This is a genomic window from Lysinibacillus sp. RS11 (genome assembly GCF_042019215.1).
Taxonomy (GTDB): domain Bacteria; phylum Bacillota; class Bacilli; order Bacillales_A; family Planococcaceae; genus Lysinibacillus; species Lysinibacillus xylanilyticus_A.
Genome location: NZ_CP168124.1, coordinates 3,371,827 through 3,398,385, shown reverse-complemented (window position 1 = coordinate 3,398,385; position 26,559 = coordinate 3,371,827). Strand labels below are relative to the sequence as shown.

Annotated in this window: 20 protein-coding genes and 2 other annotated features; of the genes, 18 read left to right on the top strand and 2 right to left on the bottom strand. The window is 38.6% G+C overall.

The window, feature by feature from the left end; all coding sequences use genetic code 11:
• Window positions 1-242 precede the first annotated feature (242 nt).
• Entirely contained in the window at window positions 243-1,931 is a 1,689-nt protein-coding gene (locus tag AB9L17_RS17535) for a methyl-accepting chemotaxis protein (protein WP_068983747.1), read from the bottom strand.
• Between the two features lie 319 nt (window positions 1,932-2,250).
• Window positions 2,251-2,559: a binding site (T-box leader), on the top strand.
• A 282-nt stretch (window positions 2,560-2,841) separates the two neighbouring features.
• Here AB9L17_RS17535 and AB9L17_RS17530 point away from each other — a divergent pair.
• The 16 genes from AB9L17_RS17530 to AB9L17_RS17455 all read left to right on the top strand — a co-directional run bounded on the left by AB9L17_RS17530 (window position 2,842) and on the right by AB9L17_RS17455 (window position 20,949).
• Complete coding sequence (locus AB9L17_RS17530) at window positions 2,842-4,188, top strand: chorismate-binding protein (RefSeq protein WP_068983746.1); 1,347 nt, start codon at window positions 2,842-2,844, stop codon at window positions 4,186-4,188.
• 2 nt (window positions 4,189-4,190) lie between these two features.
• Window positions 4,191-5,222 (top strand): anthranilate phosphoribosyltransferase, encoded by a 1,032-nt coding sequence (gene trpD, locus AB9L17_RS17525; protein WP_223553557.1) that lies wholly within the window; start codon window positions 4,191-4,193, stop codon window positions 5,220-5,222.
• Window positions 5,219-6,010, top strand: coding sequence for an indole-3-glycerol phosphate synthase TrpC (gene trpC, locus AB9L17_RS17520; RefSeq protein ID WP_068983744.1), 792 nt, complete (start codon window positions 5,219-5,221; stop codon window positions 6,008-6,010). The genes trpD and trpC overlap by 4 nt, the downstream gene beginning before the upstream one ends.
• Window positions 6,007-6,621: a phosphoribosylanthranilate isomerase gene (locus AB9L17_RS17515; protein WP_068983743.1), complete on the top strand. Its 615-nt coding sequence runs from the start codon at window positions 6,007-6,009 to the stop codon at window positions 6,619-6,621. The genes trpC and AB9L17_RS17515 overlap by 4 nt, the downstream gene beginning before the upstream one ends.
• The gene (gene trpB, locus AB9L17_RS17510) at window positions 6,621-7,829 is read left to right on the top strand and encodes a tryptophan synthase subunit beta (protein ID WP_068983742.1); all 1,209 of its coding nucleotides are present in this window, start codon (window positions 6,621-6,623) and stop codon (window positions 7,827-7,829) included. Before AB9L17_RS17515 ends, trpB begins: the two co-directional genes overlap by 1 nt.
• A complete protein-coding gene (gene trpA / locus AB9L17_RS17505) occupies window positions 7,829-8,620 on the top strand; it encodes a tryptophan synthase subunit alpha (protein WP_375199539.1) in 792 nt (263 codons plus the stop codon). Before trpB ends, trpA begins: the two co-directional genes overlap by 1 nt.
• Window positions 8,621-8,765: 145 nt before the next feature.
• Window positions 8,766-11,084 (top strand): single-stranded-DNA-specific exonuclease RecJ, encoded by a 2,319-nt coding sequence (recJ, locus tag AB9L17_RS17500; RefSeq protein WP_375199538.1) that lies wholly within the window; start codon window positions 8,766-8,768, stop codon window positions 11,082-11,084.
• Between the two features lie 34 nt (window positions 11,085-11,118).
• Window positions 11,119-11,631 carry an adenine phosphoribosyltransferase gene (locus AB9L17_RS17495; protein WP_068983739.1) on the top strand — a complete coding sequence of 171 codons (513 nt, stop codon included), beginning with the start codon at window positions 11,119-11,121 and terminating at the stop codon, window positions 11,629-11,631.
• Window positions 11,632-11,806: 175 nt separating this feature from the next.
• A complete protein-coding gene (locus AB9L17_RS17490; protein WP_139114383.1) occupies window positions 11,807-12,244 on the top strand; it encodes a hypothetical protein in 438 nt (145 codons plus the stop codon).
• 113 nt (window positions 12,245-12,357) lie between these two features.
• The gene (locus AB9L17_RS17485; protein ID WP_068983738.1) at window positions 12,358-13,449 is read left to right on the top strand and encodes a carbohydrate kinase; all 1,092 of its coding nucleotides are present in this window, start codon (window positions 12,358-12,360) and stop codon (window positions 13,447-13,449) included.
• Window positions 13,450-13,453: 4 nt separating this feature from the next.
• Window positions 13,454-14,368: a pseudouridine-5'-phosphate glycosidase gene (locus AB9L17_RS17480; RefSeq protein ID WP_068983737.1), complete on the top strand. Its 915-nt coding sequence runs from the start codon at window positions 13,454-13,456 to the stop codon at window positions 14,366-14,368.
• A 210-nt stretch (window positions 14,369-14,578) separates the two neighbouring features.
• Complete coding sequence (locus tag AB9L17_RS17475; protein WP_068983736.1) at window positions 14,579-16,774, top strand: RelA/SpoT family protein; 2,196 nt, start codon at window positions 14,579-14,581, stop codon at window positions 16,772-16,774.
• 105 nt (window positions 16,775-16,879) lie between these two features.
• Window positions 16,880-17,320: a D-aminoacyl-tRNA deacylase gene (dtd, locus tag AB9L17_RS17470; protein WP_068983735.1), complete on the top strand. Its 441-nt coding sequence runs from the start codon at window positions 16,880-16,882 to the stop codon at window positions 17,318-17,320.
• Window positions 17,321-17,393: 73 nt separating this feature from the next.
• Entirely contained in the window at window positions 17,394-17,609 is a 216-nt protein-coding gene (locus AB9L17_RS17465; RefSeq protein ID WP_068983734.1) for a DUF2642 domain-containing protein, read from the top strand.
• Between the two features lie 425 nt (window positions 17,610-18,034).
• Window positions 18,035-19,342, top strand: a complete 1,308-nt coding sequence (locus AB9L17_RS17460) for a transcriptional regulator (RefSeq protein ID WP_068983733.1) — start codon at window positions 18,035-18,037, stop codon at window positions 19,340-19,342.
• Between the two features lie 200 nt (window positions 19,343-19,542).
• Complete coding sequence (locus AB9L17_RS17455) at window positions 19,543-20,949, top strand: YfcC family protein (protein WP_068983732.1); 1,407 nt, start codon at window positions 19,543-19,545, stop codon at window positions 20,947-20,949.
• Window positions 20,950-21,019: 70 nt separating this feature from the next.
• Here AB9L17_RS17455 and AB9L17_RS17450 read toward each other — a convergent pair whose 3' ends face one another.
• Window positions 21,020-22,597 carry an N-acetylmuramoyl-L-alanine amidase gene (locus AB9L17_RS17450; protein ID WP_375199537.1) on the bottom strand — a complete coding sequence of 526 codons (1,578 nt, stop codon included), beginning with the start codon at window positions 22,595-22,597 and terminating at the stop codon, window positions 21,020-21,022.
• 164 nt (window positions 22,598-22,761) lie between these two features.
• Window positions 22,762-23,002: a binding site (T-box leader), on the top strand.
• Between the two features lie 136 nt (window positions 23,003-23,138).
• Between AB9L17_RS17450 and hisS the strand changes: the two genes are divergently transcribed.
• On the top strand, window positions 23,139-24,401 hold the full coding sequence (gene hisS, locus AB9L17_RS17445; protein ID WP_068983729.1) for a histidine--tRNA ligase: 1,263 nt from the start codon (window positions 23,139-23,141) through the stop codon (window positions 24,399-24,401).
• A gap of 271 nt (window positions 24,402-24,672) precedes the next feature.
• Window positions 24,673-26,442 (top strand): aspartate--tRNA ligase, encoded by a 1,770-nt coding sequence (gene aspS / locus AB9L17_RS17440; protein ID WP_375199536.1) that lies wholly within the window; start codon window positions 24,673-24,675, stop codon window positions 26,440-26,442.
• Window positions 26,443-26,559: the final 117 nt, after the last annotated feature.

The following is a 26,559-nucleotide window of genomic DNA, read 5'->3' as shown; positions in this document are numbered from 1 at the left end:
GAAACAGGGAAGGAAATATTTCTTTCCCTGTTTTTTTATGGAAAATAATAGAGAGGGAATGAAGAGCTGAAATGGACGGATAGAAAAGGCGAGGCGACGGATAGAAAAGGCAAAGTGACGGATAGAAGAGTTGAACAGACGGATTACTTCATCCACAACATTTAATGCAGAACCTTTTTAATACAAAAAAAGAAACTGTTTGCTTTCTTCGGAAAAGCAACAGTTTCTTTTGTAATGGTCTATTAAAGTTTAAATTGTTGTAGTAAAGACTGCAGCTGCTGAGCGTTGCTGCTTAACTCCTCCGCTACCTCATTAACTTGCTGCATGGTTGCTGCCTGCTCATCTACTGCTTCAGCGATGATTTGTGCATTACTCGCTGAAACGCTCGAGCCATTTGCAATTTCTGTTACAGAGGCAGCTACTTCTTCAGCACTTGCTGAAATCTGTTCGGAAGTGGCTGAAATATCCTCGATTTGATCGGTAAATGTTTGAACAGATTCTGTAATGGAATAGAATGCATCTCCTGCTTCGTGAATTTTCGCTACGCCATCCTGGACAGATGCTAATCCTGCATCAACAGCAGCTGCCACATTACGTGTATCCGTTTGAATTTCATTTGTGAGAGCGACAATTTGACCAGCAGATTGATGTGATTCCTCTGCAAGCTTTCGTACCTCATCTGCTACAACCGCGAAGCCTTTGCCATGCTCACCAGCTCGTGCTGCTTCGATGGCAGCATTCAGTGCTAGTAAATTTGTTTGTTCAGTAATCGTAGTAATCACTTTTGTAATTTGTCCAATTTCTTCAGATTGCTTACTTAGTTTCTGCGTTAAATCGGCAATTTGAGTAGTAGTCTCTGAAATTGTATCCATCTGTTCTTTAGCCGTTGAAATCGTTTTGCCTCCTGTATGGGCAAGTTGTGTCATATTCATGGCATTGTGATGCAAAGTTTGTGTAGCTTCAGCAATTCGTTGTACACCAGCAGCTGTTTCATCCATAGCGATCGCACTTTGCTGAGAGACACTAGCAGCTGAAGATAAATGATTTGTCGTATCTTGTACACGATGTGTAATGTCATTTGAAGTTGCTGTCACTTCTTCTGTGCTTGCGGAAAGCTCTTCAGACGCAGCAGATAAATGTATAGCGTTGTCCTGAACATTTTTTATTAATACAGATAAGTTTTGTTTTAATTTATTTACTGCTACTGCAAGTGTACCAATTTCATCTTTAGCGTTATGTTCAAGTTGAGCAATCGTTAAATCGCCTTTTGCTAATGTATCGGCTGCGTCAATCACTTTAAGAAGCGGTGTGGTGATAGAAGTTTTTACAAAATGCATAAAATAAAAACCAACGATTGCACTTAAAAAAAGTAAGACAATCGAAATAATAATAGCTCGTGCAACTGTTTGAACAACACTTGTTTTGACTTGTTCAAGATTTTTATCATGATAATCTAATAAATCACTAGTTAGAAAGTAAATTTCATCACTGATTTTTGAAACTTCTTTATTTATGTATGACAATGCTAAATCTGTATTTCCATTATTGAATGCTTGTCTAGCTTTATCAGAGCTTGTTTGTAAATCTTTCTGTAATTCAGTTACTTGCTTCATAATATCTTTTGTGTAATCGGAACGAACAATGCCTGAAAGTTCATTAATCGTTTCGGGCAATACTTTTTCATAATAATCTAAAGTTTCTTTTGTCTCTTCATCCTTATTACTTAGAATATAAGCGTTTAAAAATAGCCCTTGTGAGGCAAGCTCCTGTCGTATTTTCTCTGTTAATCGGATTTGCACGATTCTGTGATCAAGTACCTCTACTATATCTCCTTCAACCGACTTAAATTGAATAAATGAAATAATACTTGACACTAAAAGGAAAAAAGTGAGTGAAATAAAACCAATATTTAGTTTTTTACGAACGGACATATTCGTTCCTACTTTCTTTAATTGTATTAGAGAATCCAAGTTCTAAAGTTAATATAACTTGATATTTTTTTTAGGTCAATACTTGAAAAATACTCAAAAGTAGGCAGTTTTAATCCCCTTTTACATAAAATAGTAAGGTTAAATTTTCCTGTAGTTAGCGATGGAATTTTTCTAACATTCTCAATTTTTATCTGAATTAATTGACAATTTTACTAGTATGGCATAAAATAAGGCTAACTTTTTGTTCGGTACAGGCTAGGAGGTCTCGGGAGCGAGATCAGCCTTAGAACAGATGAGCTGAGTTTAGATGAGAATAGCTGAGAAATTGTTGAATAAGAGTAGTAGCATAAGTGTGCAATTTAGAGAGTCAGTGGATGGTGCAAACTGATTTGTAGCTTATGTGAATGGACTTATGAGAGTCGCTTAATCAGGATGCAATTACGCTAAGGCGAAATTGATGATAGCGAACGGATTCCCCACGTTATAGGGAGGTGCTTCCACTTAGATAAATCTTTTGCCATTAACCCAAAAGATACGTCAATTTAACTGGCGAACTAAGGTTGAGCACATAAGGGAGAGCAAATATGCTCTAATATGAGGTGGCAACGCGGTCATGATCGTCCTCTGCAATTAGGAAAAATCCTTTTTGCAGAGGACTTTTTTTATTTTTTCTCAGAGTCTCCTGTCGAAAAACGGCAAGTTAAGACCTAATAGTGTTTGTGGCAACAAACTGAGGAGCTTTGATAGTCAGTCGGCGGAAAGGCAGGTGCATGAAAGATTGAGAAAGCTACATTGTGCCTCGCTCCACATTTGAAGTAGGGCCTTTTATTCAACAAACGTCTATTCAGCGGCTAAACCTTTAAAAGTCTTACATTCTATTTAGGAATATTAAAGAAGGAGCTTGATAATTATGTTATCGACGAGTTCAAGAACAACAATGAAAACCATTAATGCTGATTCTTTAACGCCGATTTTAATTTTTAGACGCTTACAAGGCAATTACAAATTTTTGCTAGAGAGTTCGGCACAGCATGAGGGAGCAGGACGCTTTTCTTTTATCGGTGCGAATCCAAGAAAAACATATATAGGCTTTGGAGATGAGATTCAGGAATATTCATATAAGACTGGAAAAACGTATACGCATAAAGGCGACCTTTTCGTCTTACTGAAGAGATTAATGCCACGTATCTCCAATACGACACAATTCCCGTTTTCCGGTGGAGCTGTAGGCTTTGTTGGTAAGAGGGCAACGTCGGTATTAACTACTGCGCAGGATAAAGTGCAGTTACCAGAAGTGCACTTCCATGTGTATGAGACAGTCATTGTGTTTGATCATATAACAGACGAAGTTACATTAATTCATACGAATATTGATGCAGAAAAGAAAGAACCAAATTTAGAGGAGCTGGCTGAGCAACTGTTAAAGGGCAGAGAGGATGAGGATAAAACATGTAGTTATCAGCCGCTCGAAACGACAACGAATGAACAATTTGCGACAACCCTTACATCTATCAAAGCTTCCTTGGATAAAGATATTACAAGGGTCGTACTGTCACAGCGTTTGTTAGCGAATTTACAAGGGGATGCTTTCACTTTATATCGTCAATTGCGTAAAAAACATCCTGCTCCCTATATGTATTATGTAGAATTTGAGGATCATATTGTTTTGGGAACATCTCCCGAAAGTCTAATTCGAGTACAAGATGAGCGTGTAATTGCAACACCAACAGAGGGGTCATTTCCTAGAGGTTCCGTAAAAAGTGAAGATTTGGAAAATGAACGAAAGCTATATAACAACACAGATATTAGGAAGTCACATGCTGTACTTGTATCTGCTGTTCAACAGGAGCTTCAGTCCGTGTGCTTCCGAGATTCCATTCAAGTCATTGAGGAGATGAGAATTGAGCGTTCAAAGCATTCATTACACATGACATCGAGAGTCGAGGGTCAAATTTTACCGATGCTTCATGCTTTGGATGTATTAGCTGCGACGTTACCATCCTTACCATCAACAGGGCTTCCAAAGAAATATCGTCAAACCGTTGAGATATTAAGAGGAGCTATCGGATTTATTGGTTTTAACGGTCATCTTGATTTTGCTTTACTAGGGAAATCCATTGTCTTTGAAAATGAAACGATGCATATGCAGTCAGCTGTAATGGTAACCAAATACACAAATGTTAAGGAAGTTTTAAAACAAGTAGAAGAGGACGAACAGGGGTTTTTACAATTAGTTGAAAAAGCAGGAGGTCACTAGTAATGGAAGATATTCGTCAAAAAGTACAACAGCGAGAGCATTTAATGTATGAGGAAATGCTACAGGCAGCAAAATGGATCTTCCATGATGATACACCAAAGGAAGAAATCGCAAGCTTTTTAACGGCATTATCAGTGAAAGGTGAGACTGCACATGAAGTAGCGGCATTAGCAACTATTATGCGTTCGTTTGCACTAGATGTACCAGCAAAAGCGGGCGTATATATGGATAATTGCGGTACTGGTGGCGATGGGCTCAATACATTTAATATTAGCACTGCTTCCGCCTTTGTACTAGCCGGGGCTGGTGTCAAAATGGCGAAGCACGGAAATCGTAAAATTTCTTCAGCATCGGGAAGCGCGGATGTTTTAGAAGCACTTGGGATTCATACGAATATTGCCATTGAACAAACTGTTGATCTGTTAGAGAAAGAAGGGATTGCTTTTTTATATGCTCCAAATGTGCATCCGAAATTAAAGAGAATTGGAGAGGTTCGTCGAGCACTAGGCAAGCCAACTATCTTTAATCTCGTCGGTCCACTTACAAATCCAGTGCCTTTATCAACACAATTTACGGGCATTAATCGTCCTAATTTTGTCATGGAATATGCCTCCGTCTTACAAATGCTTGGGCGGAAACGTGCAATGGTCGTTTCAGGGCCTCAAGGTTTAGATGAGGCGTCATTAGCAGGTCAAAATACGTTTGTCTTAGTAGATAAGGGAGACTTAATTCCATTTTCATTAACCGCAGAGGATGCAGGTCTTAGTTATGCACCGTTAGAGGCTATTCGAGGAGGCAATGCAGATGAAAATGCTGCTATTATGCGTAAATTATTAGCCGGAGAACAAAGTGCTTACTTTGATACAGTTTTGTTGAATGTTGGTATAGGGCTGTTCAGCTATGGTGTTGCTGAAACTGTTAAAGAGGGTGTAGAAATGGCGAAGGATAGTATTTTTAGCGGGCGTGCACGCCGAAAATTAGAGGCAGTCGTTGCTTATAGTGAGAACATTAAAGAAGTGGAGGTCCAACAATGAATATTTTAAATAAAATTCTCAAACAAAAAAAAATCGAAGTTAGTGCTTTACTTGAACAGCCCGATCCATTAGCAAATTTTATAGAAAAACCGCGTCCATTACTATTTGAGCTATTGCGAAAAGCTGAAACATTGCAGGTTATTTCAGAAATGAAACGTGCTTCACCTTCAAAGGGGCTAATTGCAGAAGGAGCAGATCCAGTTGCACAAGCAAAAATTTATGCACAAGCAGGGGCAGCGGCAATTTCTATTTTAACAGATAAAAAGTTTTTTAAAGGCTCCTTTGATGATTTGGAAGCAGTTGCGAATGCAGTTCAAACGCCACTTCTTTGTAAGGATTTTATAATTGATCGTGTGCAAATTCGATTTGCTAAGGCATCAGGTGCATCTATTATTTTATTAATTGTAGCTGCGTTAACAGATGAGGCATTACGTGACTTGTATAGCTATGCAAAAAGCTTGGATTTAGAGGTGTTAGTTGAAGTGCATGACCTTGAGGAGCTTGAACGTGCTATTGCAGTAGGAGCTAAGCTAATTGGCGTCAATAACCGAGATTTACGCACTTTTGAGGTGAGCTTAGAACGGACTCGTGAAATTGCTGAGGCTTTCCCGTTCAAAGAGGAGCGGGTATTAATCAGTGAAAGCGGTATTTGGACACAAGAAGATGCGAAAGCAGTGGCATCTATGGGAGCTAGTGGTGTACTTGTCGGTGAAGCATTAATGCGTAGTGGTGATGTTGGAGCTGCTTTACAAAGTTTACAGGTAAATAAGGTGGGAGCAACTGTATGACAAAGGTAAAGATTTGTGGACTGCAGGAACAACACCATGTGCAAGCAGCTATAAAGGCAGGAGCGGATGCAATTGGTTTTGTCTTTGCTCCTAGTAAGCGTCAAGTGACAATTGAACAAGCTCAGCAATTAGCAAAACATGTGCCAGCAGGGATTTTAAAAATCGGTGTTTTTGTCAATCCAAGCGCACAAGAATTAAGAACTGCAGTGGAGAGCGTCCCTTTAGATTACGTGCAATATCACGGGGAGGAAACACCAGATTTTATTCATGAACAAGGCTATCCAGCAATCAAAGCATTGTCCGTACGTTGTGCTGAAGATGTTCAGGTAGCTGCTAATTATGATGTGGACTATTACTTATTCGATGCTCCAGGGACGGATTTTAAAGGAGGTAGTGGTCATACGTTTGATTGGAACCTTCTTGAATTGGTAGGGATTCCGCAAGATAAGTTAATGTTAGCTGGTGGTTTAAAGGTTGAGAATATTGAAGAGGCAGTGTCACTTGTGTCGCCATATATGGTAGATGTTTCGAGTGGTGTGGAGACAGACGGTGTAAAAGATTTAACAAAAATTAATGCATTTATTCACGCAGTCAAGAAGGGAAGAGCATAATGGGGAATTCAATTGCAAATAGTGTTCCTTCGAAGGAAGGTCGTTACGGAAAATTTGGTGGACAATATGTTCCAGAAACATTAATGACAGCTTTGTTAGGACTAGAGACAGCTTATGATGAGGCAATGAAAGATCCATTATTCACAGATGAGCTTACCTATTATTTACAACAATACGTTGGTCGTGAAACACCATTGTACTACGCTGAAAATTTAACAAAAGAGCTTGACGGAGCAAAGATTTATTTAAAGCGTGAAGATTTAAATCACACTGGAGCCCATAAGATAAATAATGCGATTGGTCAAGCGCTTCTTGCAAAACGAATGGGTAAAAAGAAAATTGTGGCTGAAACAGGTGCAGGGCAACACGGGGTAGCAACGGCTACTGCTTGTGCATTACTAAATCTTGAATGTGTCGTCTTTATGGGGGCCGAGGATATAGAGCGCCAGCAGTTAAATGTGTTTCGCATGGAATTGCTTGGAACAAAAGTGGAGTCTGTAGAAACAGGATCAAAAACATTGAAGGATGCAGTCAATGCAGCTCTTCGCTACTGGGTAACAAATGTTGAGGACACTCATTATATTTTGGGATCAGCGTTAGGTCCCCATCCGTTCCCAAAAATCGTAAGGGATTTCCAGCGTGTAATTGGTGAAGAAACTAGAAAGCAAATTTTAGAAAAGGAAGGACGTTTACCAGATGCAGTCGTAGCCTGTATAGGTGGTGGCAGTAATGCAATCGGTATGTTTCATCCTTTTGTCGACGATGAGACTGTGGCGCTATATGGAGTAGAGGCTGCGGGAAGTGGCATTGAGACAGGGAAGCATGCAGCGGCAATTGCTGGTGGACAGCTAGGAGTTTTACACGGTGCATACATGTATTTATTACAAGATGAAAATGGCTTTGTGCAGGAGGCACATTCTATTTCAGCAGGACTAGATTATCCGGGGAAGGGTCCTGAGCATTGTTATTTACATGATATTGGGCGTGCTAAATTTCAGTCAATTACAGATAGTGAAGCGCTTGAGGGCTTGCAGTTACTAAGTAGAACAGAAGGTATACTACCGGCGCTAGAAAGTTCTCATGCTATTGCCTATACAGCAAAACTCGCAAAAACAATGTCTACAGATGACATCATTGTTGTATGTTTATCAGGCCGAGGAGATAAGGATGTTCATACTGTCCGTAAAGCGTTAGGAGGAGATAGATAATGGCAACATTACAGCAAGCAATCGAACAAACGACAGTCACTGGTAATAAAGCATTTATACCATACATTATGGCAGGTGATGGGGGGCTGGAGACTTTGAAGCCAACGATCCTGCAGCTGCAGCAAATGGATGTAACGGCGATCGAAGTGGGTATTCCATTCACTGATCCTGTTGCGGACGGTCCGACAATAGAGCAGGCAGGAGAACGAGCTTTAGCGGCTGGCGTAACTTTACGTAAAGTTTTCGAAACACTTGCTTCATTTAAAGAAGAAATTCATGTTCCATTAGTTGTTATGACTTATTTTAATCCTGTTTTAGCTTATGGGTTAGAGGCATTTGCTGAAGCCTGTGTAGCGGGGGGCGTCAAAGGGTTAATCGTCCCTGATGTACCACTAGAGGAAAGTACCATTTTACGTGAAACATTAAATCCTTATGGTATCGATATTGTCCAGCTTGTATCGTTAACAAGTCCTCCAGAACGAATTGCACGTATTGCCGCTGCTAGTCAAGGCTTTGTCTATGCTGTGACAGTAAACGGAATTACAGGGGCTCGCACAAACTTTGCTCATGATTTAAAGGGGCATTTTGCACACTTGCGTGAAGTTAGTCATATACCTGTGCTTGCAGGCTTTGGAATATCGACTCCTGAGCAGGTGGTAAGCATGGGGGTGCTTGGTGATGGTGTCATCGTTGGCAGCGCGATTGTAACAGCTTTACATGAAGGTAATTTAACGAAGGTGGAGGCATTAGTGTCCGCTTCAAAAGGTGACCTTGAGAAGTCTACTCTTTAATGGAGTAGGCTTTTTTTTGTAAGTCGGTTAGAAAGGTATTGATGACGGATTGGATTTAGAATCGGAAGGGAAAAACTATCAATCTGATGGATAGTGCGGACAAGCTAGATTTTCGGTATAATAGCCTTCGTAAGGAAGTGAAAAGATGATTCTATCGAAAAAAAGATGGCAGGTAGAGCGTCCAGACGCAATGCTTGTACAAACATTACAAAATGACCTACAACTTTCTGCGATTGCAGCGAAAATTTTAGCAGCGCGAGGCTGTGAAACAACTGCTCATGCAGAGAGCTTATTAAATATGACAGAAGCAAGTATTCATGATCCGTTTTTAATGCATGGCATGGCAGAAGCTGTGGCACGTATTGAGCAAGCACTTGAAAACGGAGAAAAAATCCTAATTTATGGAGATTACGATGCGGATGGTGTCACAAGCACGACAGTAATGCTCAATGTGCTGCTTGATCTAGGTGCCGATGTGTCGTTTAAAATACCGAATCGATTTATTCACGGCTATGGGCCACATGAAGCGCTATTTCGCGAAGCACATGACGAAGGTGTTCAGCTAATTATTACAGTGGATAATGGTATTTCAGGTATTGAACCGATTCGTGTAGCGAAGGAACTAGGGATGGATGTGATCGTCACAGATCATCATGAGCCGGGTGATGAGCTACCATCAGCAGATATAATTTTACATCCGCGTATACCGGAAGGACATTATCCATTTGGCGAGCTTGCAGGTGTGGGTGTAGCGTTTAAGTTAGCGCACGCTCTATACGGGGAACTTCCAACACACTTAATTGAATTTGTTGCTGTTGGAACAGTAGCGGATTTAGTGCCATTAGTTGATGAAAACCGCTACCTTGTAAAACGAGGAATAGAAGAAATGCGCCGATCACTTAGCCCTTGGATACAGGCAATGTGTGAAGTGGCAAGTGCAGAACAAATTAAAATTAACGAAGAAACTATCGGTTTTTATTTTGGACCGCGTTTAAATGCAGTTGGTCGACTTGGAGAAGCAGCACCGGGTGTAGAGCTATTAATGGCTGAGGATAATGCTAAGGCAATAGCATTAGCAAAACAGTTGAATGCATGTAATAGCGAGCGTAAAGATATTGTAAAGAGTATCACAGATGAGGCGATTGCTCTCATTGAATCTGACAAAAAAATTGGGGAATCACTCGTTTTAGTTGTTGCTGGAGAGGGTTGGAATGCTGGAGTAGTTGGGATTGTTGCATCTCGTCTAGTCGAGTTATATTATCGACCAACAATTGTATTAGCGCTAGATTATGAAAAAGGGACAGCTAAAGGCTCTGCTCGTAGTATTGAAGGATTTCATTTGTATAATGAACTAGCGAAGAATCGCGATATATTACCTCATTTTGGTGGGCATCCTATGGCAGCCGGCATGACCTTATCCCTTGACCATGTGGATGAATTGAGATCCCGTTTAGATACGCAAGCAAGGGCTTGTTTATCAGAAGAGCATTTGACACCTGTACTTAATATTGATATACCACTAAAAATGGATGAAATCTCAGCAGACGCGATTGAAGAGATTTCTACACTTGGTCCATTTGGTACAGATTTTCCGAAGCCTGTTTATGTCCTTGAAGATGTAGAAATCGCCTCCATGCGTAAAATTGGAGCAGCTGAAAATCATATTAAAATGGAACTAACTGATGGCTATGAAAAATTAGATAGTGTCGGTTTTAATAAGGGCCATCTACACGACGAGCTAACATTTGGAATAAAAGTGTCATTCACAGGGGATTTACAAATTAATGAATGGCAGGGACGTAAAAAGGCACAATTTATGATAGAAGATGTTCAAACGACAGAGTGGCAATTATTTGACATTCGTGGTATACGTCAAACATCACGTTGGTTAAATACTGTACCAAAGGAAGAGGCAACGTTTATCGCCTTTCGTCCAGAAACGATTACCTATTATCAGTCACTTATTGGTGTACCGATTCTAGCAGTTGATTCTACGCTTTCAAATGTAAATCAAAGCCAGTATATCGTACTATTAGATTTGCCACAAAATGTTCGAATGTTAGAAAATGTACTACAGAAAACAACACCTTCCCGTATCTATGCACACTTTTACATGCCGGATTCACAGTATTTCAATGGATTACCAACGCGTGAGCAATTCTCTTGGTACTATAAGTTTCTAAAAAATCGACCTGCTTTTCCATTAAATAAGCATTTGGATGATTTAGCGAAGCATACAGGTTGGCCATTAGATGCATTAAAATTTATGACACAGGTGTTTTTTGAGCTTGATTTTGTTAAAATGGAGAGTGGACTGACGACTGTCAACGTGAATGCCCCAAAACAAGCACTCACAGAGGCACCGTCTTACAAACAGCGTTCAGAACAGATTGAAATGGAGCAAAAGCTAGTATATGCCCCTTATATAGAATTAAAACAATGGTTTGATGAACGATTACATTAATATACGAAATAGGTTTCGTAGGAGGAGCAATAACATGGATTTAAAGCAATACGTAACAACGGTTGAAAACTGGCCAAAAGAGGGCATCAGTTTTAAAGATATTACAACAATTATGGATAACGGTCCTGCATACAAATATGCAACTGATCAAATCGTAGATTACGCAAAAGAACTAGGTGCTGAAATTGTAGTAGGTCCAGAGGCTCGCGGCTTCATTATCGGATGCCCGGTTGCTTATGCGCTTGAAATTGGTTTTGCACCTGTTCGTAAACCAGGAAAATTACCACGTGAAGTAATAAGTGCTGACTACGGTCTTGAGTATGGTAAAGATACGTTAACAATGCACAAAGATGCGATTAAACCAGGTCAAAAAGTATTAATCTGTGATGACTTACTTGCAACTGGTGGTACAATTGAAGCAACAGTGCGTTTAGTTGAACAATTAGGTGGTCAGGTTGTTGGCTGTGCCTTCCTTATCGAGTTAACAGAGCTAAACGGTCGTGCAAAAATTGGCGACATTAACATAAAAACACTTATTGAATATTAATAACGTTTCTAGTAAAGAAAGCAAAAAGCGTCACATCCTTGTGGCGCTTTTTTTGTGCGTGAATTTGTTAATTGATAAAAACTATTGAGAAAATATAATGAAAATGGAATGCTTATCATTTAGCGATAAAGTCGATTTTGAAGTTATTAAATAAAGAAGATGCTAACATCATAACGTGGAGTTGATTATCGAGTTTTCATGTTGTTATCAGCGATTTCGGCATTTTATCAGCGATTTTCATGTTGTTATCAGCGATTTCGGGCATTTTATCAGCGATCGGCATTTTGGAACATCGAGCCGTTCCACCGATTTTGTTTCCGTTGTCGTTTCGCTTTCGCACAGATGGAATTCGCCGCTAACTAAGCAAGGAACGCCGCTAAAACATAAAAATGCGCCGCTAACTAAGCAAGGAACGCCGCCAAAACATAAAAATGCGCCGCTAACTAAGCAAGGAACGCCGCCAAAACATAAAAATGCGTCGCTAACCAATCAAGGAGCGCCACGAAAACCCGAATTTCCGCCGCTTTGCTTTTGCGCAAAAAACATTTTCAACCTCTCGTTTTTGCCGAAAAGACATATTTTTTTAATAAGACATCAAATTTCATTGAAGTAATAGTTGGAGTTGAAGCCCTTAACATATCGGCTTCAACTTTTTTGTATAAAAAATTTTTGACATCACTCAAACAAAAGTTTATAATATAAACAAATATAATAAAAGGTGATGCTATGAATGAAAGAGAACAGGCAGTCCTTGCATTAATTCGCCAGAATCCGTTTATGTCTCAGCAAGAGATGGCAGATAAGATGAATCTATCTCGTCCAGTCCTTGCTAATTTAGTGTCGAGCTTAACGAAGCAGGGGAAAATTGTCGGTCGTGCGTATATTTTACCTGAAGAAAATGAAATTGTTTGTATCGGTGGAGCCAATCTTGATCGAAAATTTCATGTAAAGGGGAACGTACAGTTCGGTACATCCAATCCTGCTAGCTCTTCATTTAGTGTAGGTGGTGTTGGTCGAAACATTGCTGAAAACTTAGGCAGATTAAATCATCAGGTTACATTACTGACTACTGCCGGCAAAGATGCGGATTGGCAAGTGATCCAAGAAGCTTCGGAGCCATTTATGAATTTACGTTATGTGGAGCAGCTCCCTGATGCTTCGACTGGTTCCTATACTGCGATTATGGATGAGCAGGGCGAGCTAGCATTAGCGGTGGCAAACATGGAAGTATATGAACTACTGTTGCCAAGTTTGCTAAAAAAACATGAGGCCATGTTGATGAATGCAGGCTGCTTTATTATGGATTTAAACTGTCCAAAGGAAACAGTAGCTTACATTCAGCAGGTGTCGATTGCCCGCGAAATTCCGTTTGTCATCGTACCTGTGTCTTCGCCAAAAATGAATCGACTGCCGGATACGTTGCAAGGTGTAACATGGTTTATTTGTAACACAGATGAAGCAGAAACAATTATCGGTCATGCAATTGAAGGCGCTGCACATTATGAAAAAGCTTTACAGCAACTTCTTAAACTAGGTGCTGAGCATGTAATTATTACAGCTGGTAGTAATGGGGTGTATGCAGCTTCTACTACAACGAAGCCAAGTCATTTCTCAGCTAAGGCTATAGAAAAAATCGAAGATGTAACAGGTGCGGGGGATGCCTTTGTCAGTGCCGTGATCCATAGCTGGCTTACTGGGCAAACCTTTGCAACATGTATTGATGCAGGCTTAACGAATGCCAAAAATACGCTTGCATCTCCATATACAGTAAGACCTGAGCTATCAGTTGATTTGTTAAAAAGTGAAATGGAGGAATAACAACATGAAAGAATTCATCGTATTATCAGAAGAAGTAAAAGCAGGACAAGCACAAGGTTTACCAATCGTAGCATTAGAATCAACAATTATTTCTCACGGAATGCCATATCCACAAAATGTACAAACAGCACGTGAAGTGGAACAAATTATTCGTGATAATGGTGCTGTACCAGCAACTATTGCATTAATCGACGGTAAAATTAAAATTGGTTTATCAGATGAAGAGCTTGAAATGTTCGGTAATGCACAAGGTGTAGCTAAAACATCTCGTCGTGACCTAGGGTATTTATTAGCAACAAAAAAATTAGGTGCGACAACTGTAGCGGCAACAATGATTTGTGCAGAGCTAGCTGGCATTGAAATTTTCGTAACAGGCGGTATCGGTGGTGTACACCGTGGTGCTGAAACAACAATGGATATTTCAGCAGACTTAGAAGAATTAGCACAAACAAATGTAGCTGTAATTTGTGCGGGTGCTAAGTCAATTTTAGATATTGGTTTAACTTTAGAATATCTTGAAACAAAAGGTGTACCAGTCGTTGGATATGGTACAGATGAGCTACCAGCATTCTATACACGTCAAAGCGGTTTTGATGTTAACTTCAAGATTGATACACCAGAGGAAGTGGCAGAAATGCTACGTGCAAAATGGCAATTAGGCTTAAAAGGTGGAGCTGTGATTGCTAATCCAATTCCTGAGGCTGAAGCACTTGAGCACTCATTCATTACAGAAATCATTGAAAAAGCTCTAGTTGAAGCGGAAGAAAACGGTATTCAAGGTAAAAACGTGACACCATTCTTACTTGGAAAAGTGAAAGAACTAACAGAAGGTAAAAGCCTTGATGCCAATATTGCATTAGTGAAAAATAATGCAGTAGTTGGTGCGAAAATTGCTGTAGCGTATAATAAATTAGGCTAATCAATTAATATAAGAAGAGAGACTCTTTGCGAAATAATAAATTCGCAAAGGGTCTTTTTATTCATTTTGGATAATGTTTTTTCCATTTTTTTCATTGTTCACGAGATTAACTAAACAAAATGACACAGTTACTTTACAATAGCCCATAATATTTTATACAATTGAATTTATATCTAATCTGAAAAATTTGACGAGCAAGGTGGACATGTTATGGCGAAAGAGCAAATTTTGACTCCTGAGGACGTTTTTGAGTTAGTCAAATCCTACATGAATGATGAAAATGTCGCATTCGTGAAAAAAGCATATGAATTAGCAAGGGATGCCCATATAGAGCAATTCCGAAGCTCAGGTGAACCGTATATTATTCACCCGGTGCAAGTAGCTGGTATTTTAGCTGAATTACAAATGGATCCTGAAACAGTTGCGGCTGGTTTTTTACATGATGTTGTCGAGGATACGGATTTTACGCGCGACGATTTAGTTCGTGAATTCGGCGAAGAGGTAGCAATACTTGTAGACGGTGTAACAAAGCTTGGGAAAATTAAATATTTATCGAAAGAAGCGCAACAAGCAGAAAATCATCGAAAAATGTTTGTAGCTATGGCGCAGGATATTCGTGTCATTTTGATTAAACTGGCAGACCGTCTACATAATATGCGCACGTTAAAACATTTGCCAGCAGAAAAACAACGCCGTATTTCTAAAGAGACGCTTGAAATTTTTGCACCACTTGCGCACCGTTTAGGGATTTCGACTGTTAAATGGGAGCTTGAGGATACAGCACTTCGTTATTTAAATCCACAACAATATTATCGCATTGTCAGTCTTATGAAGAAAAAACGTGATGAGCGTGAAGCATATCTCGACAATGTTATGACTGAGATGAAATCACAGCTTACAGATGTTGAAATTGAAGCCGATATATATGGTCGTCCGAAACATATTTACAGTATATATCGTAAAATGGTGTTACAAAAAAAACAATTCAACGAAATTTATGATTTATTAGCCATTCGTGTACTTGTCGATAGTATTAAAGATTGCTATGCCGTACTTGGGATTGTGCATACATTATGGAAGCCAATGCCTGGACGCTTTAAAGATTATATTGCAATGCCAAAACAAAACCTATATCAATCACTGCATACAACAGTCATTGGTCCTTATGGTGACCCATTAGAAGTTCAAATTCGTACGAAGGAAATGCATAAAATTGCCGAGTACGGGATTGCTGCGCATTGGGCGTATAAGGAAGGTAAAAAAGTTGATAATGAAAAACAAAATGTCGACCAAAAATTAACGTGGTTCCGAGAAATTTTAGAATTCCAAAACGAATCTTCTAATGCTGAAGAATTTATGGAATCGTTAAAATTTGATTTGTTTTCTGATATGGTTTATGTATTTACTCCAGAAGGAGATGTCATTGAATTACCAGCAGGCTCTGTACCTATCGACTTCGCATACCGTGTGCACTCAGAAGTTGGGAATCGTACAATTGGCGCGAAAATCAATGGTAAAATGGTACCACTTGATACACCGTTGAAAACGGGAGATATTATTGAAATTTTAACTTCTAAGCAATCATTTGGTCCGAGTCGAGATTGGCTAAAAATAGCCCAATCCTCACAGGCGAAAAATAAAATAAAGCAGTTTTTCAAACGTCATCTTCGAGAGGAAAATATCATCAAAGGAAAAGAGATGATAGAAAAGGAAATCCGTGCACAAGGTTTTGACATAAAAGAAACAATGTCAGCGGAAAATTTAAAGCGCGTTTGTGAAAAATTTAACTATACAAATGAAGAAGATTTATATGCCGCTGTTGGTGTGAATGGTATTACAGCACAGCAAGTTGTTAATCGTTTAGCGGAAAAACGACGCAAAGAGCGTGAACAGGAAGAGGCGCTCGAGAAAATTGAGCAAAAAATGAAAAACCCTATTCCACAAAAACGTACGGAATCGGGTGTTATCGTAAAAGATATCGACAATATGCTTATTCGACTTTCGCGTTGCTGTACGCCAGTTCCAGGAGATGATATTGTAGGTTTCATTACGAAAGGTAGAGGTGTTTCAGTGCACCGTGCAGACTGCCCTAATATTCAAGTTGATGATGAGCAGGAGCGCTTGATAGAAGTTGAATGGGAACGCGGACTTACGCCTGAGAAAAAAGAATACCCTGTTGATATTGAAGTTTCAGCCTTCGATAGACCAGGCATTTTAAATGAAATTATGCAAATTGTAAGCGAAACGAAAACGAATATTTTAGCAGTGAGTGGTCGTGTTGATCGAGATAAAATGGCAACGATCCATTTAACGATTTCGATTTCAAATATTTCGCATTTGCATAAAGTAGTGGAACGTATTAAACAAACACCTGATATATATTCAGTGCAACGTGTGATTAACTAATTAATTGCGTTGCTGAATATATATATCGTGAGGTAGTAGTAACTTTGTAATGTGCCGGAAATGAATCTTCTGGCGCATGCAATGACAGAATTGAGGTTTTAAAAAATGAAAGTAGTTTTACAACGTAGTAAAGCAGCCTCTGTTACTGTTGACGGGAAAGTAACAGGAGCTATTGATAGTGGCTATGTTCTTCTTGTTGGTATTACACATGAGGATACGCAAAAGGATGTTGAATATTTAGCAAAAAAAGTAGCTAATCTCCGCCTTTGGGAAGATGCTGACAAGAAAATGAATCATTCCATTTTAGAGCATGGAGGGGCTATTCTATCCGTCTCACAATTTACATTGTATGGAGATGCAAAAAAGGGGAATCGTCCAAGTTTTACAAGTGCAGCAAGACCAGAAATTGCGGAACCGTTATGGGAGGCTTTTAATAATGCCTTACGTGAAGCTGGTTTACGAGTGGAGACTGGTATATTTGGTGCGATGATGGATGTTGCACTAACAAATGATGGTCCGATTACAATACTTCTTGATTCAAAATAGTGGTACATTTCCTATCATTCCTGCATACACTATTAAGTATGGTTAGTTTTTGTAGGAAGGAAGTGTCTTATATATGACGCAGGTGGGAAGCATATCGAATCCATATTTATACGAAACTCTTAATATGATGATTGGTCAGGCAATTGTAGTGCAAACGGAGAAAAATATTCAGCAAGGTAAATTAGTCTCTGTATTACCTGACCATATTGTTGTAGAGGTTAGCCGTGCACCTTTCTTCATTCGTACGGACGAAATTGAATGGGTTACATTGGCAAGAAGTAAAAAATAAGCGGAATCTGCACCTACTTATTCATGTCATGTGAATAGGAGGTGCTTTTTTGTTTCAGCGTGTAAAAAAAGAAATTTTGTTAGAGAATATATAACTAGGGGAAATAAAGAAATTGCGAAGGGTTTAATACAAAAATGTAAATAATAAAAGTATGTTGATTAGGGAAAATAGGTTTATTATTGAGCGGTAAAAGAATTTTTTGGTTGCTACTTTGCAAATATATTCTCATTTCTAAATGATAGTAGCATAGGGCTACTCGAGTGCTCTTGTCGCTTCGCTTTCATCGCAGAGCAATATATTAAATGGATAAAAACGGTTAATCAACACGCTTGATAATAAACTAAATTATTTGAACATTGGGCCATTCATATGTAACATACATAGAAAGACCTATTATGTAGTTAAAATATAAGCGAGGGGAAAAAATGCAAACAGTAGCTATTATCGGTTCTTTGTTTTTTTGGAATAATATTAAAGTGAATTTTATAGAGTTTCCACAAGTACAATTTATCCATTTTCCTTACACTGCTCCTAAGCAAAGTATGGATTTAATAGATGAGGCAGCATCGCAATCAGACATTCTTTTATTTGCTGGGTCGATTCCGTATTATTATTGTTTCGAAATAATACAAGCACGGCAAATTCAAGCAACGTATTTGCCTTTTGATGAATTAATGTTGTCGCTGTCATTACTGTCTATTACACACAATCAAAATATCGAACTATCTAAAGTTTCAATTGATTTACCAAAAGAAGATAGCTTTTATCAAGTTATGAAGGAAGCGGGAATTCAGTGTGCCTCCATTCATTTAAAAGATTATTCATGGGTGTACGAACAACAGCGAAAAATAGATGACTTCCAAATAGATGAGTATATTAGCTTTCACAAGGATTTATATGAGGCAGGAAAAACAAGGCTAGCACTTACTAGTTTACATGCTGTTTTTGTTGCTTTAAAACAATTGGGGATTCCTTCAAGCTACATGGTTGAAAGTAAACATACATTTGTTACAACGTTATCGAAAGCAATTGATGCTTATAAATATTCATTATTGTCCGCATCACAAATAACTGTAGTATCCATTCGTAGTAGAGAAAATAATATTGTAAACAACCATTTATTTTTAGAAAATATAGAGGAGATTTGTAAAACTTTCAATGCAAGGGTTTCACAATCACAAAGCGAGCCATATATAATTTATGCTACACGTGGAGTGATGAATAAAACAAATATTGCCCATTTCAACTCCTTATTACAACAATTAGAAAAGCGATTTGAAACATTTTTTAATATTGGAATAGGAATTGGCTATTCGTTACAAGAGGCTGAGATGCATTCTTCACAAGCTTTGTTTTTCACGGATAAATATAATTTTCAAAAATCAACTTTATGCCTTATAGATGAAGAAAGTCGTTTACACGGTCCAATATTTGAAAACGACAAAAATATACCACTATTTAATAATGATAAGCAGATTTTAGAGATTGCCGAAGAAATAAAAATGAGTGCAAAAAATTTAAAACTCATCAAGCAGTTTATTGTAATACACAATAACCGAGCTTTTTCAGCAGCTGAATTAGCTGATTATATGGACCTTTCTCGTAGATCTGCAGAACGAATCATTAATCGATTAATAGATCATCATTTTTTAATACTTTCAGGTGAGGAGCAACCTTACAATCAGGGGAGACCTAGAAAGGTATATAAGGCAACAACTCAATTTAATATCTAAATTAATAGAAAATTAACACTTTACAATAAATTTGAAGTGTTGTATATTTAATTTCAATTAGCGACATATAGCGACAATTTTGAAAATTAATAATGAGGGAGGAGATGAACTTATATTTTATTAGGTATGGAGGTAATGGGAGAAATTACGTTTTTAAAAAAAAGCTAATGTCTGAATTCTGAGATGAAGTGGGTGTATAGATGGAAAAAGAACAAGTTGGAACAAAGAAAAGTTGGCTTAAAGTACCTCATACATATACAATAATTTTTGCTATTATTTTTCTCGCAGGTATTGCAAGCTATATCATTCCTGCTGGTGAGTTTGACCGTGTAGAGGATGAAGAAGGACGAATGCTAGTTGTAGATGGTAGTTATCATCATATTGAAAGTGATCCCGTATCATTTTTTGAGATGTTTACAGCCATTCCTATGGGCCTTGAGAAAGGGGCTCAAATCATTTTCTACATTTTTTTAGTTAGTGGAGTGTTTGGTATTATTCGTGCCACTGGTGCAATTGAAGCAGGTGTTTATAAAGGGGTTAAAGCATTAGAGGGGCGAGAAAAATTATTAATACCATTGTCTATGATTCTATTCTCTATTGGTGGATTTACGATGGGGATGGCAGAGGAAACAATCATTTTTGTACCGATTGGTGTAGCTATTGCACGTGCAATGGGATTTGATGCTGTAACGGGGACAGCAATGATCACGCTTGGTGCTGCGAGTGGATTTTTCGGAGGTATGTTAAACCCGTTTACAGTTGGGGTTGCCCAATCTTTAGCTGAGGTACCTTTATTTTCTGGTATTGCTTTCCGTGCGGTAGTGTATATTTTTGTACTAAGTTTTGCAATTTTCTATGTGTCACGCTATGCCTTTAAAGTGAAAAAGGACCCAAAAGCAAGCGTCATTTATGACATTGAACAAAAGGCAAAAACGAATCAACTGATGGCGGATATACCTACTTTAACAGGTAAACATAAACTAGTTTTTCTTGTTATGGCCTGCGGTATCGGATTTAATATTTATGGTGTTTTCAACTGGGGTTGGTTTTTAACACAACTAACAGCATCCTTTTTAATTATGGGGTTAATTGCTGGTTTAATAGGCGGGTTAAAACCTGGCAACATGTTCGATTCATTTATCGAAGGGGCGAAAGCAGTTACTTTTGGTGCATTAATTGTAGGTTTCGCACGAGCTATTACAGTTGTACTTGAACAAGGGAAAATTATTGATACGATCGTTTATGCTGCATCAGAGACAATTGGTCACTTACCACATGCGATAAGTGCTATCGGAATGTTATTTATTCAAGCAATTTTAAATTTATTCATTTCATCTGGTAGTGGTCAAGCAGCTGCAACAATGCCAATTATGATTCCAATTACAGATTTATTAGGATTAGAGCGTCAAATTGCTGTACTAGCATTTCAATATGGTGATTCGTTAACGAACTCCATCATTCCTACTTCGTCTGCACTGATGGCATATCTAGCAGTAGCAGGTATACCTTATGAGAAATGGATTAAATTTATTTGGAAGATGATTCTTGGCTGGTTAGTCATCGCATGTATTGCATTAATTGTTGCAGTGGCTATAGGAATTTCTTAATAGATTTTAAGTAAAAAAGCTGCGAGGAAAGTACAATTCTACTTTCCTTCGCAGCTTTTTTAATGAAAATTTATTGGTTTTCATCAAAGTAATTTAATATCCCTTGATAGATGCCAAGAGTTGCTTGTTCTCGGAATTTTGCTGTTGTTACATTACGTTCCTCACTGGCATTACTTAAATAGCCTAGCTCAATGAGGACAGCTTTTTGACGATTTTCTCGTAGAACTAAATAATTCCCTTGTTGAGTACCGCGATCTTTTAAATCAATTTTACTTGTAAGTCCATCATGGATCGCCTCTGCAAGGTCTTTTTGGTTACTGTTCATATAATATGTGGTGAAGCCATTAATAGAGCTATCTTCCGTTGCATCGTAATGAAGACTGATAAAAGCATCTGCCTCATACTGATGTGCAATTGAAACGCGTTTACGGAGTGCTACATATTCATCGGATTCTCTTGTCATAACAACATTTGCACCAGCTGCACTTAGCTTTGAAGCGAGTAGAGAGGCTGTTTTCAGAGTGATATCTTTCTCATCGGTTCCTCGTTGACCGGTTGTGCCGTGATCATTACCACCGTGTCCAGCATCTACGACAATAGTTAGTCCATTTAAAGTGCCTTCCTTGCGTGGTTTAGAATGTTCCTTTTTTGTAGCAGTAGCAGCTTTGTTCGACGAAGAAGTAGTAACGACCCAGTTCGCCACAAATGCCGTTTTGTCACCTACTTGTATTTCATAAAAGTCATCTTTAGCGCCTACAATAGGGTAAGTTTCACCAGCATCTACACGTTCAACAACATCAGCAGCTGTTGTAGCATCTGTCCGAAGGTTTGTCCCATTATAAATGATTGTGACAGACTCAAGCTCTGAGGAAGAAGCAGCTTGTGATGTCTTTTTTTCTACATTAGAAAAAGTACCATAAAAGCTATAAACCCAGCCTGTTGTTTTATCACTATATTGAATTTGAACCCAGTTATGTTCTTGAACTAGGACCTTAAAGGATTGTCCTTTTGAAACAGTACCTATTTTTTTTGCATTTAAATCTGGTTTTTTACGAACATTCAGTGTATCCACTAAAACTGTAAATGTTGTATCTTTGTTGACTTTTTGTGTAGATACTTCAACTTTAGGTTCATCTTCTTCAGCTTGTTTTTCAGGTAGGTCATTAATCGTAACATAGTCGGTAGATACCCAACCGACTAGCCCATTCCAATCTACTTTCGCCCATTCGCCATTTTTTTCAATAAGATTTGCTTGTTCACCTGTTGATAATTGTCCAAGAACTGCTGCAGAAATATCAGGCTCAGTACGGATATTGAGACGATCGACCTGTGAAATCACGGTTTGATCAATCGTTTGTTTAGCGTTTGTTGGAGCTGTTAGCCAGGATGCTACCCAACCTTCGTAATTACCTGCTTTTACTTGAATCCAATCGCCTTCACGACCAATAGAAGTTAACGGATCACCCTCTTCTAAAGTGGTAATGATTGGATAAGACAGTCCAGGTCCCTCACGTAAATGAAGAATCGTTCCAGTTACTTTTAAATCACTGGTGTCGGCTAGTGCACTTTGAACATTGTTCATACTTGGAATCGCAATTGTTAACACTAGTACAAAGATGATTATAATATGTAAAAGTTTTGTCCTCATCAGATTCCTCCTATTCCTTGTGCTATTTTACCATGCTTTTGTAATAGAATTCGTGGGAAAAAGGTAATGGAAATTGTAATTTTATCGACTGTATTGTAAAAAACACAAAAACAGTTGACATTACCTTTCGTTGTGACTAACATAAAGGGTAATCAAAAAATGATTAACCGCTTATGACCAAGCAAGTAGCGTATACCTCTATTGGAGAAGAGAGGGAAAGACCTAGGCTGCAATCTTTCCTACAAAAATGTATAACGTGAATAACACTTGAGAGGCTTTTTTCTGAAAGGTAAGCTTAGTAGGAAAAAACGGAATCGGCCGTTATCCGATTAGGAGGAGGACGCATGTATTTGATGCGTCAACTAGGGTGGAACCGCGGAAGCTTATACAGCTCTCGTCCCTTGCAATATGCAAGGTGGCGAGAGCTTTTTTATTGGACAAATTTAAGCAGATTCTTGTTCAAAATTGAGGTGTGTCCGTTTAAGCTGAAAAGGAAAATCCAAAAGCTCATTCATAAGCAATCTATAAAGGAGGTATTTAGATGAGTTTTAAAGTGCCACGAGGAACACAAGATATTTTGCCTGGTCAATCAGAAAAATGGCAGAAGGTAGAAGCAATCATCCGAGATATTTGTCGTGTATATCGCTACAACGAAATTCGTACACCGATTTTTGAGCAAACAGATTTATTTGCGCGTGGTGTTGGTGAAACAACAGATGTTGTTCAAAAAGAAATGTATACATTTGAGGATCGTGGTGGCCGTTCGTTAACATTACGTCCGGAGAATACAGCTGGTGTAGTTCGTGCTTATGTTGAGCACAAAATGTTCGGTGCACCTGATCAGCCTGTAAAGCTATCGTATTTAGGACCAATGTTCCGTTATGAACGTCAACAAGCTGGCCGCTACCGTCAATTTGTTCAATTTGGTGTAGAAGCGATTGGTTCAGCGGATCCAGCTATTGATGCTGAAGTAATTGCACTAGCAATGGATGTCTATGAATCAGCTGGTTTAAAGGATTTAAAATTAGTCATTAATTCACTAGGTGACAAAGAAACACGCGATACACACCGTACAGCACTACTAAAACATTTCGAACCACATATTCATGAGTTTTGTTCAGATTGTCAAAATCGTTTGCAAAAAAATCCACTGCGCATTTTAGACTGTAAGGTAGATCGCGAACATCCATTAATGAAATCCGCACCTGCGTTAACTGATTTCCTAACAGAGGAGTCAGCGGCATATTTTGCTCAAGTTAAAACGTATTTAGATACATTAGGAATTACGTATGAGGTCGATCCAAATCTTGTGAGAGGTCTTGATTATTACAATCATACGACTTTTGAAATTATGTCAACGGCTTCTGGCTTCGGAGCAATTACAACGCTTTGTGGTGGTGGTCGTTATAATGGTCTTGTTCAAGAAATCGGCGGTCCAGATGTACCAGGAATCGGTTTTGCATTAAGTATTGAGCGTTTGTTACTTGCACTTGAAGCTGAGGGTGTTGAATTAGACACTGCATCAGGGCTCGATGTTTATATGATTGCTATGGGCGATGAAGCGAAGCTAAAGACAGTAGAATTAACAAGTACCTTCCGTGCAAAGGGCATTTCTGCAGAGATGGATTATTTAGATCGCAAAATGAAAGCTCAAATGAAATCTGCAGACCGTTTAGGTGCAAAATATACGATTGTTTTAGGTGAAACAGAGCTTGAAGAGCAAGCGGCTACTGTTAAACATATGGAAACAGGCGAACAACAAAAAGTCGCATTCTCAGAATTAGTCAACTACCTGTTAAAATAATAAACGAACACAAGCATCAATCGTTTATATCAATACAGGATTATCTGTCCAAATGATTCAATTATCTACGTCATTTTGGACAGATAATTCAGCTAACAATGAACTGCTAATTTTCCTTGGCATCAATTTACTACGCTAAGTAGGAACTGTATGCTACATAAGTAAAATAAATGGTCTAACACCAAAAAGTTAGAGATGACATTTTGTAAAAACGTATGTCATGTGGATAAGTTATGGTGATTAGCCAAATAAATTTTGGAGGAATCAATAAATGGCAACAAGAACACATGCTAGTAACGAGCTTTCAGAAACGTTACAAGGCGAAAAAGTCGTATTAAAAGGTTGGGTACAACGTCGCCGTGACTTAGGTGGGTTAATTTTCATTGATTTACGTGACCGTACTGGAATCACACAGGTCGTTTTTAGTCCTGACGTAGCAGAAGCACATGCTTTAGCTGATAAAGTACGTAGTGAATACGTAATTGAAGTGGAAGGGACAGTTATCCTTCGCTCAGAAGATCAAATTAACCCAAATGTACCTAACGGTAAAATTGAGGTAGAAGCAACAAAATTAATCGTTATTAATACGGCAAAAACAACACCGTTCCAAATCGAAGATCGCACGGACGTATCCGAAGATTTACGTTTAAAATATCGTTATCTTGACCTACGTCGTCCTGTTATGTTTGATACATTTAAAATGCGTTCAGACGTTACTCGTACAATTCGTAACTTCTTACAGAACGAAGGTTTCTTAGAAGTTGAGACGCCAATTTTAACAAAATCAACTCCAGAAGGTGCTCGTGACTATTTAGTACCATCACGTGTTCATGAAGGTGAATTTTACGCACTACCACAATCGCCACAGCTATTTAAGCAATTATTAATGGTGTCTGGTTTTGAAAAATACTTCCAAATCGCACGTTGCTTCCGAGATGAAGACTTACGAGCTGACCGTCAGCCAGAGTTTACACAAGTTGATATTGAAACGAGCTTCTTCACACAAGAAGAAGTTTTAGAAATGAACGAACGCTTAATTCAAGCTGTTATGAAAGAAGTAAAAGGTATCGATATCCCTGCTCCATTCCAACGAATGAAATATCAGGAAGCGATGGATCGTTACGGCTCAGATAAACCTGACGTACGTTTCGGTTTAGAGCTAATCGCATTAAACGATATTTTTGATGGCTGCGATTTCAAAGTATTTGCTGATACAGTTGCACAAGGTAAGCAAGTGAAAAGTATCAACATTAAAGGTGCCGCAGATAAATACTCTCGTAAAGACATGGACGAACTAACAAAATTCGTTGGTATTTACGGAGCAAAAGGTCTTGCTTGGTTAAAAGTAACTGAAGAAGGCTTGAACGGTCCGATTGCAAAATTCTTTGACGACGCATTAGCTGCGGCATTAATCGAACGTATGAAAGCTGAAGTGGGCGATATTTTAGTATTCGTAGCTGATAAAGCGCCAGTGGTAGCAGCATCTCTAGGTGCACTTCGTACGAAATTAGGACAAGAATTAGGCTTAATCGACGAATCACAATTTGCATTCTTATGGATTACGGATTGGCCATTGTTTGAGTACTCTGAGGAAGATGGCCGTTATTATGCAGCACATCACCCATTCACACGTCCTTTTGATGAAGATATTCAGTTAATGGATACTGATCCTTCAGCAGTCCGTGCACAAGCTTACGATATCGTATTAAACGGCTATGAGCTTGGTGGAGGTTCATTACGTATTTATGAGCGCGATTTACAAGAAAAAATGTTTAAATTACTTGGCTTCACAGAAGAAGAAGCTAAGGAACAATTTGGTTTCTTATTAGAAGCATTTGAATATGGTGTGCCACCACATGGAGGTCTTGCATTTGGTCTTGACCGCTTCGTAATGCTACTTGCTGGTCGCACTAACTTACGTGACACAATTGCCTTTCCAAAAACAGCTAGTGCTAGCTGCTTAATGACAGAGGCACCGAGTGGAGTATCTCCTGATCAATTGAGCGAGTTAAGTCTAGCAATCAAACCATTCAGAAAATAATTAGTATTTCTAAATACCTGGATTCTCTAGCAAAAACTGTTGGGAATCTAGGTATTTTTTGCGTATTTGAAAAAAATAGATATTTTAAAAGAAAATAGTTTGAATTATCGGAAATGT

What these genes read in the sequence shown, in the direction of transcription:
- trpC (WP_068983744.1), top strand. Translation starts at nt 5,219, where the DNA reads ATGAATATTTTAAATAAAATTCTCAAACAAAAAAAAATCGAAGTTAGT.
- AB9L17_RS17530 (WP_068983746.1), top strand. Translation starts at nt 2,842, where the DNA reads ATGTTATCGACGAGTTCAAGAACAACAATGAAAACCATTAATGCTGAT.
- AB9L17_RS17495 (WP_068983739.1), top strand. Translation starts at nt 11,119, where the DNA reads ATGGATTTAAAGCAATACGTAACAACGGTTGAAAACTGGCCAAAAGAG.
- hisS (WP_068983729.1), top strand. Translation starts at nt 23,139, where the DNA reads ATGAGTTTTAAAGTGCCACGAGGAACACAAGATATTTTGCCTGGTCAA.
- dtd (WP_068983735.1), top strand. Translation starts at nt 16,880, where the DNA reads ATGAAAGTAGTTTTACAACGTAGTAAAGCAGCCTCTGTTACTGTTGAC.
- AB9L17_RS17460 (WP_068983733.1), top strand. Translation starts at nt 18,035, where the DNA reads ATGCAAACAGTAGCTATTATCGGTTCTTTGTTTTTTTGGAATAATATT.
- trpB (WP_068983742.1), top strand. Translation starts at nt 6,621, where the DNA reads ATGGGGAATTCAATTGCAAATAGTGTTCCTTCGAAGGAAGGTCGTTAC.
- AB9L17_RS17485 (WP_068983738.1), top strand. Translation starts at nt 12,358, where the DNA reads ATGAATGAAAGAGAACAGGCAGTCCTTGCATTAATTCGCCAGAATCCG.
- recJ (WP_375199538.1), top strand. Translation starts at nt 8,766, where the DNA reads ATGATTCTATCGAAAAAAAGATGGCAGGTAGAGCGTCCAGACGCAATG.
- AB9L17_RS17475 (WP_068983736.1), top strand. Translation starts at nt 14,579, where the DNA reads ATGGCGAAAGAGCAAATTTTGACTCCTGAGGACGTTTTTGAGTTAGTC.
- AB9L17_RS17535 (WP_068983747.1), bottom strand. Translation starts at nt 1,931, where the DNA reads ATGTCCGTTCGTAAAAAACTAAATATTGGTTTTATTTCACTCACTTTT.
- AB9L17_RS17455 (WP_068983732.1), top strand. Translation starts at nt 19,543, where the DNA reads ATGGAAAAAGAACAAGTTGGAACAAAGAAAAGTTGGCTTAAAGTACCT.
- aspS (WP_375199536.1), top strand. Translation starts at nt 24,673, where the DNA reads ATGGCAACAAGAACACATGCTAGTAACGAGCTTTCAGAAACGTTACAA.
- trpD (WP_223553557.1), top strand. Translation starts at nt 4,191, where the DNA reads ATGGAAGATATTCGTCAAAAAGTACAACAGCGAGAGCATTTAATGTAT.
- AB9L17_RS17465 (WP_068983734.1), top strand. Translation starts at nt 17,394, where the DNA reads ATGACGCAGGTGGGAAGCATATCGAATCCATATTTATACGAAACTCTT.
- trpA (WP_375199539.1), top strand. Translation starts at nt 7,829, where the DNA reads ATGGCAACATTACAGCAAGCAATCGAACAAACGACAGTCACTGGTAAT.
- AB9L17_RS17480 (WP_068983737.1), top strand. Translation starts at nt 13,454, where the DNA reads ATGAAAGAATTCATCGTATTATCAGAAGAAGTAAAAGCAGGACAAGCA.
- AB9L17_RS17450 (WP_375199537.1), bottom strand. Translation starts at nt 22,597, where the DNA reads ATGAGGACAAAACTTTTACATATTATAATCATCTTTGTACTAGTGTTA.
- AB9L17_RS17515 (WP_068983743.1), top strand. Translation starts at nt 6,007, where the DNA reads ATGACAAAGGTAAAGATTTGTGGACTGCAGGAACAACACCATGTGCAA.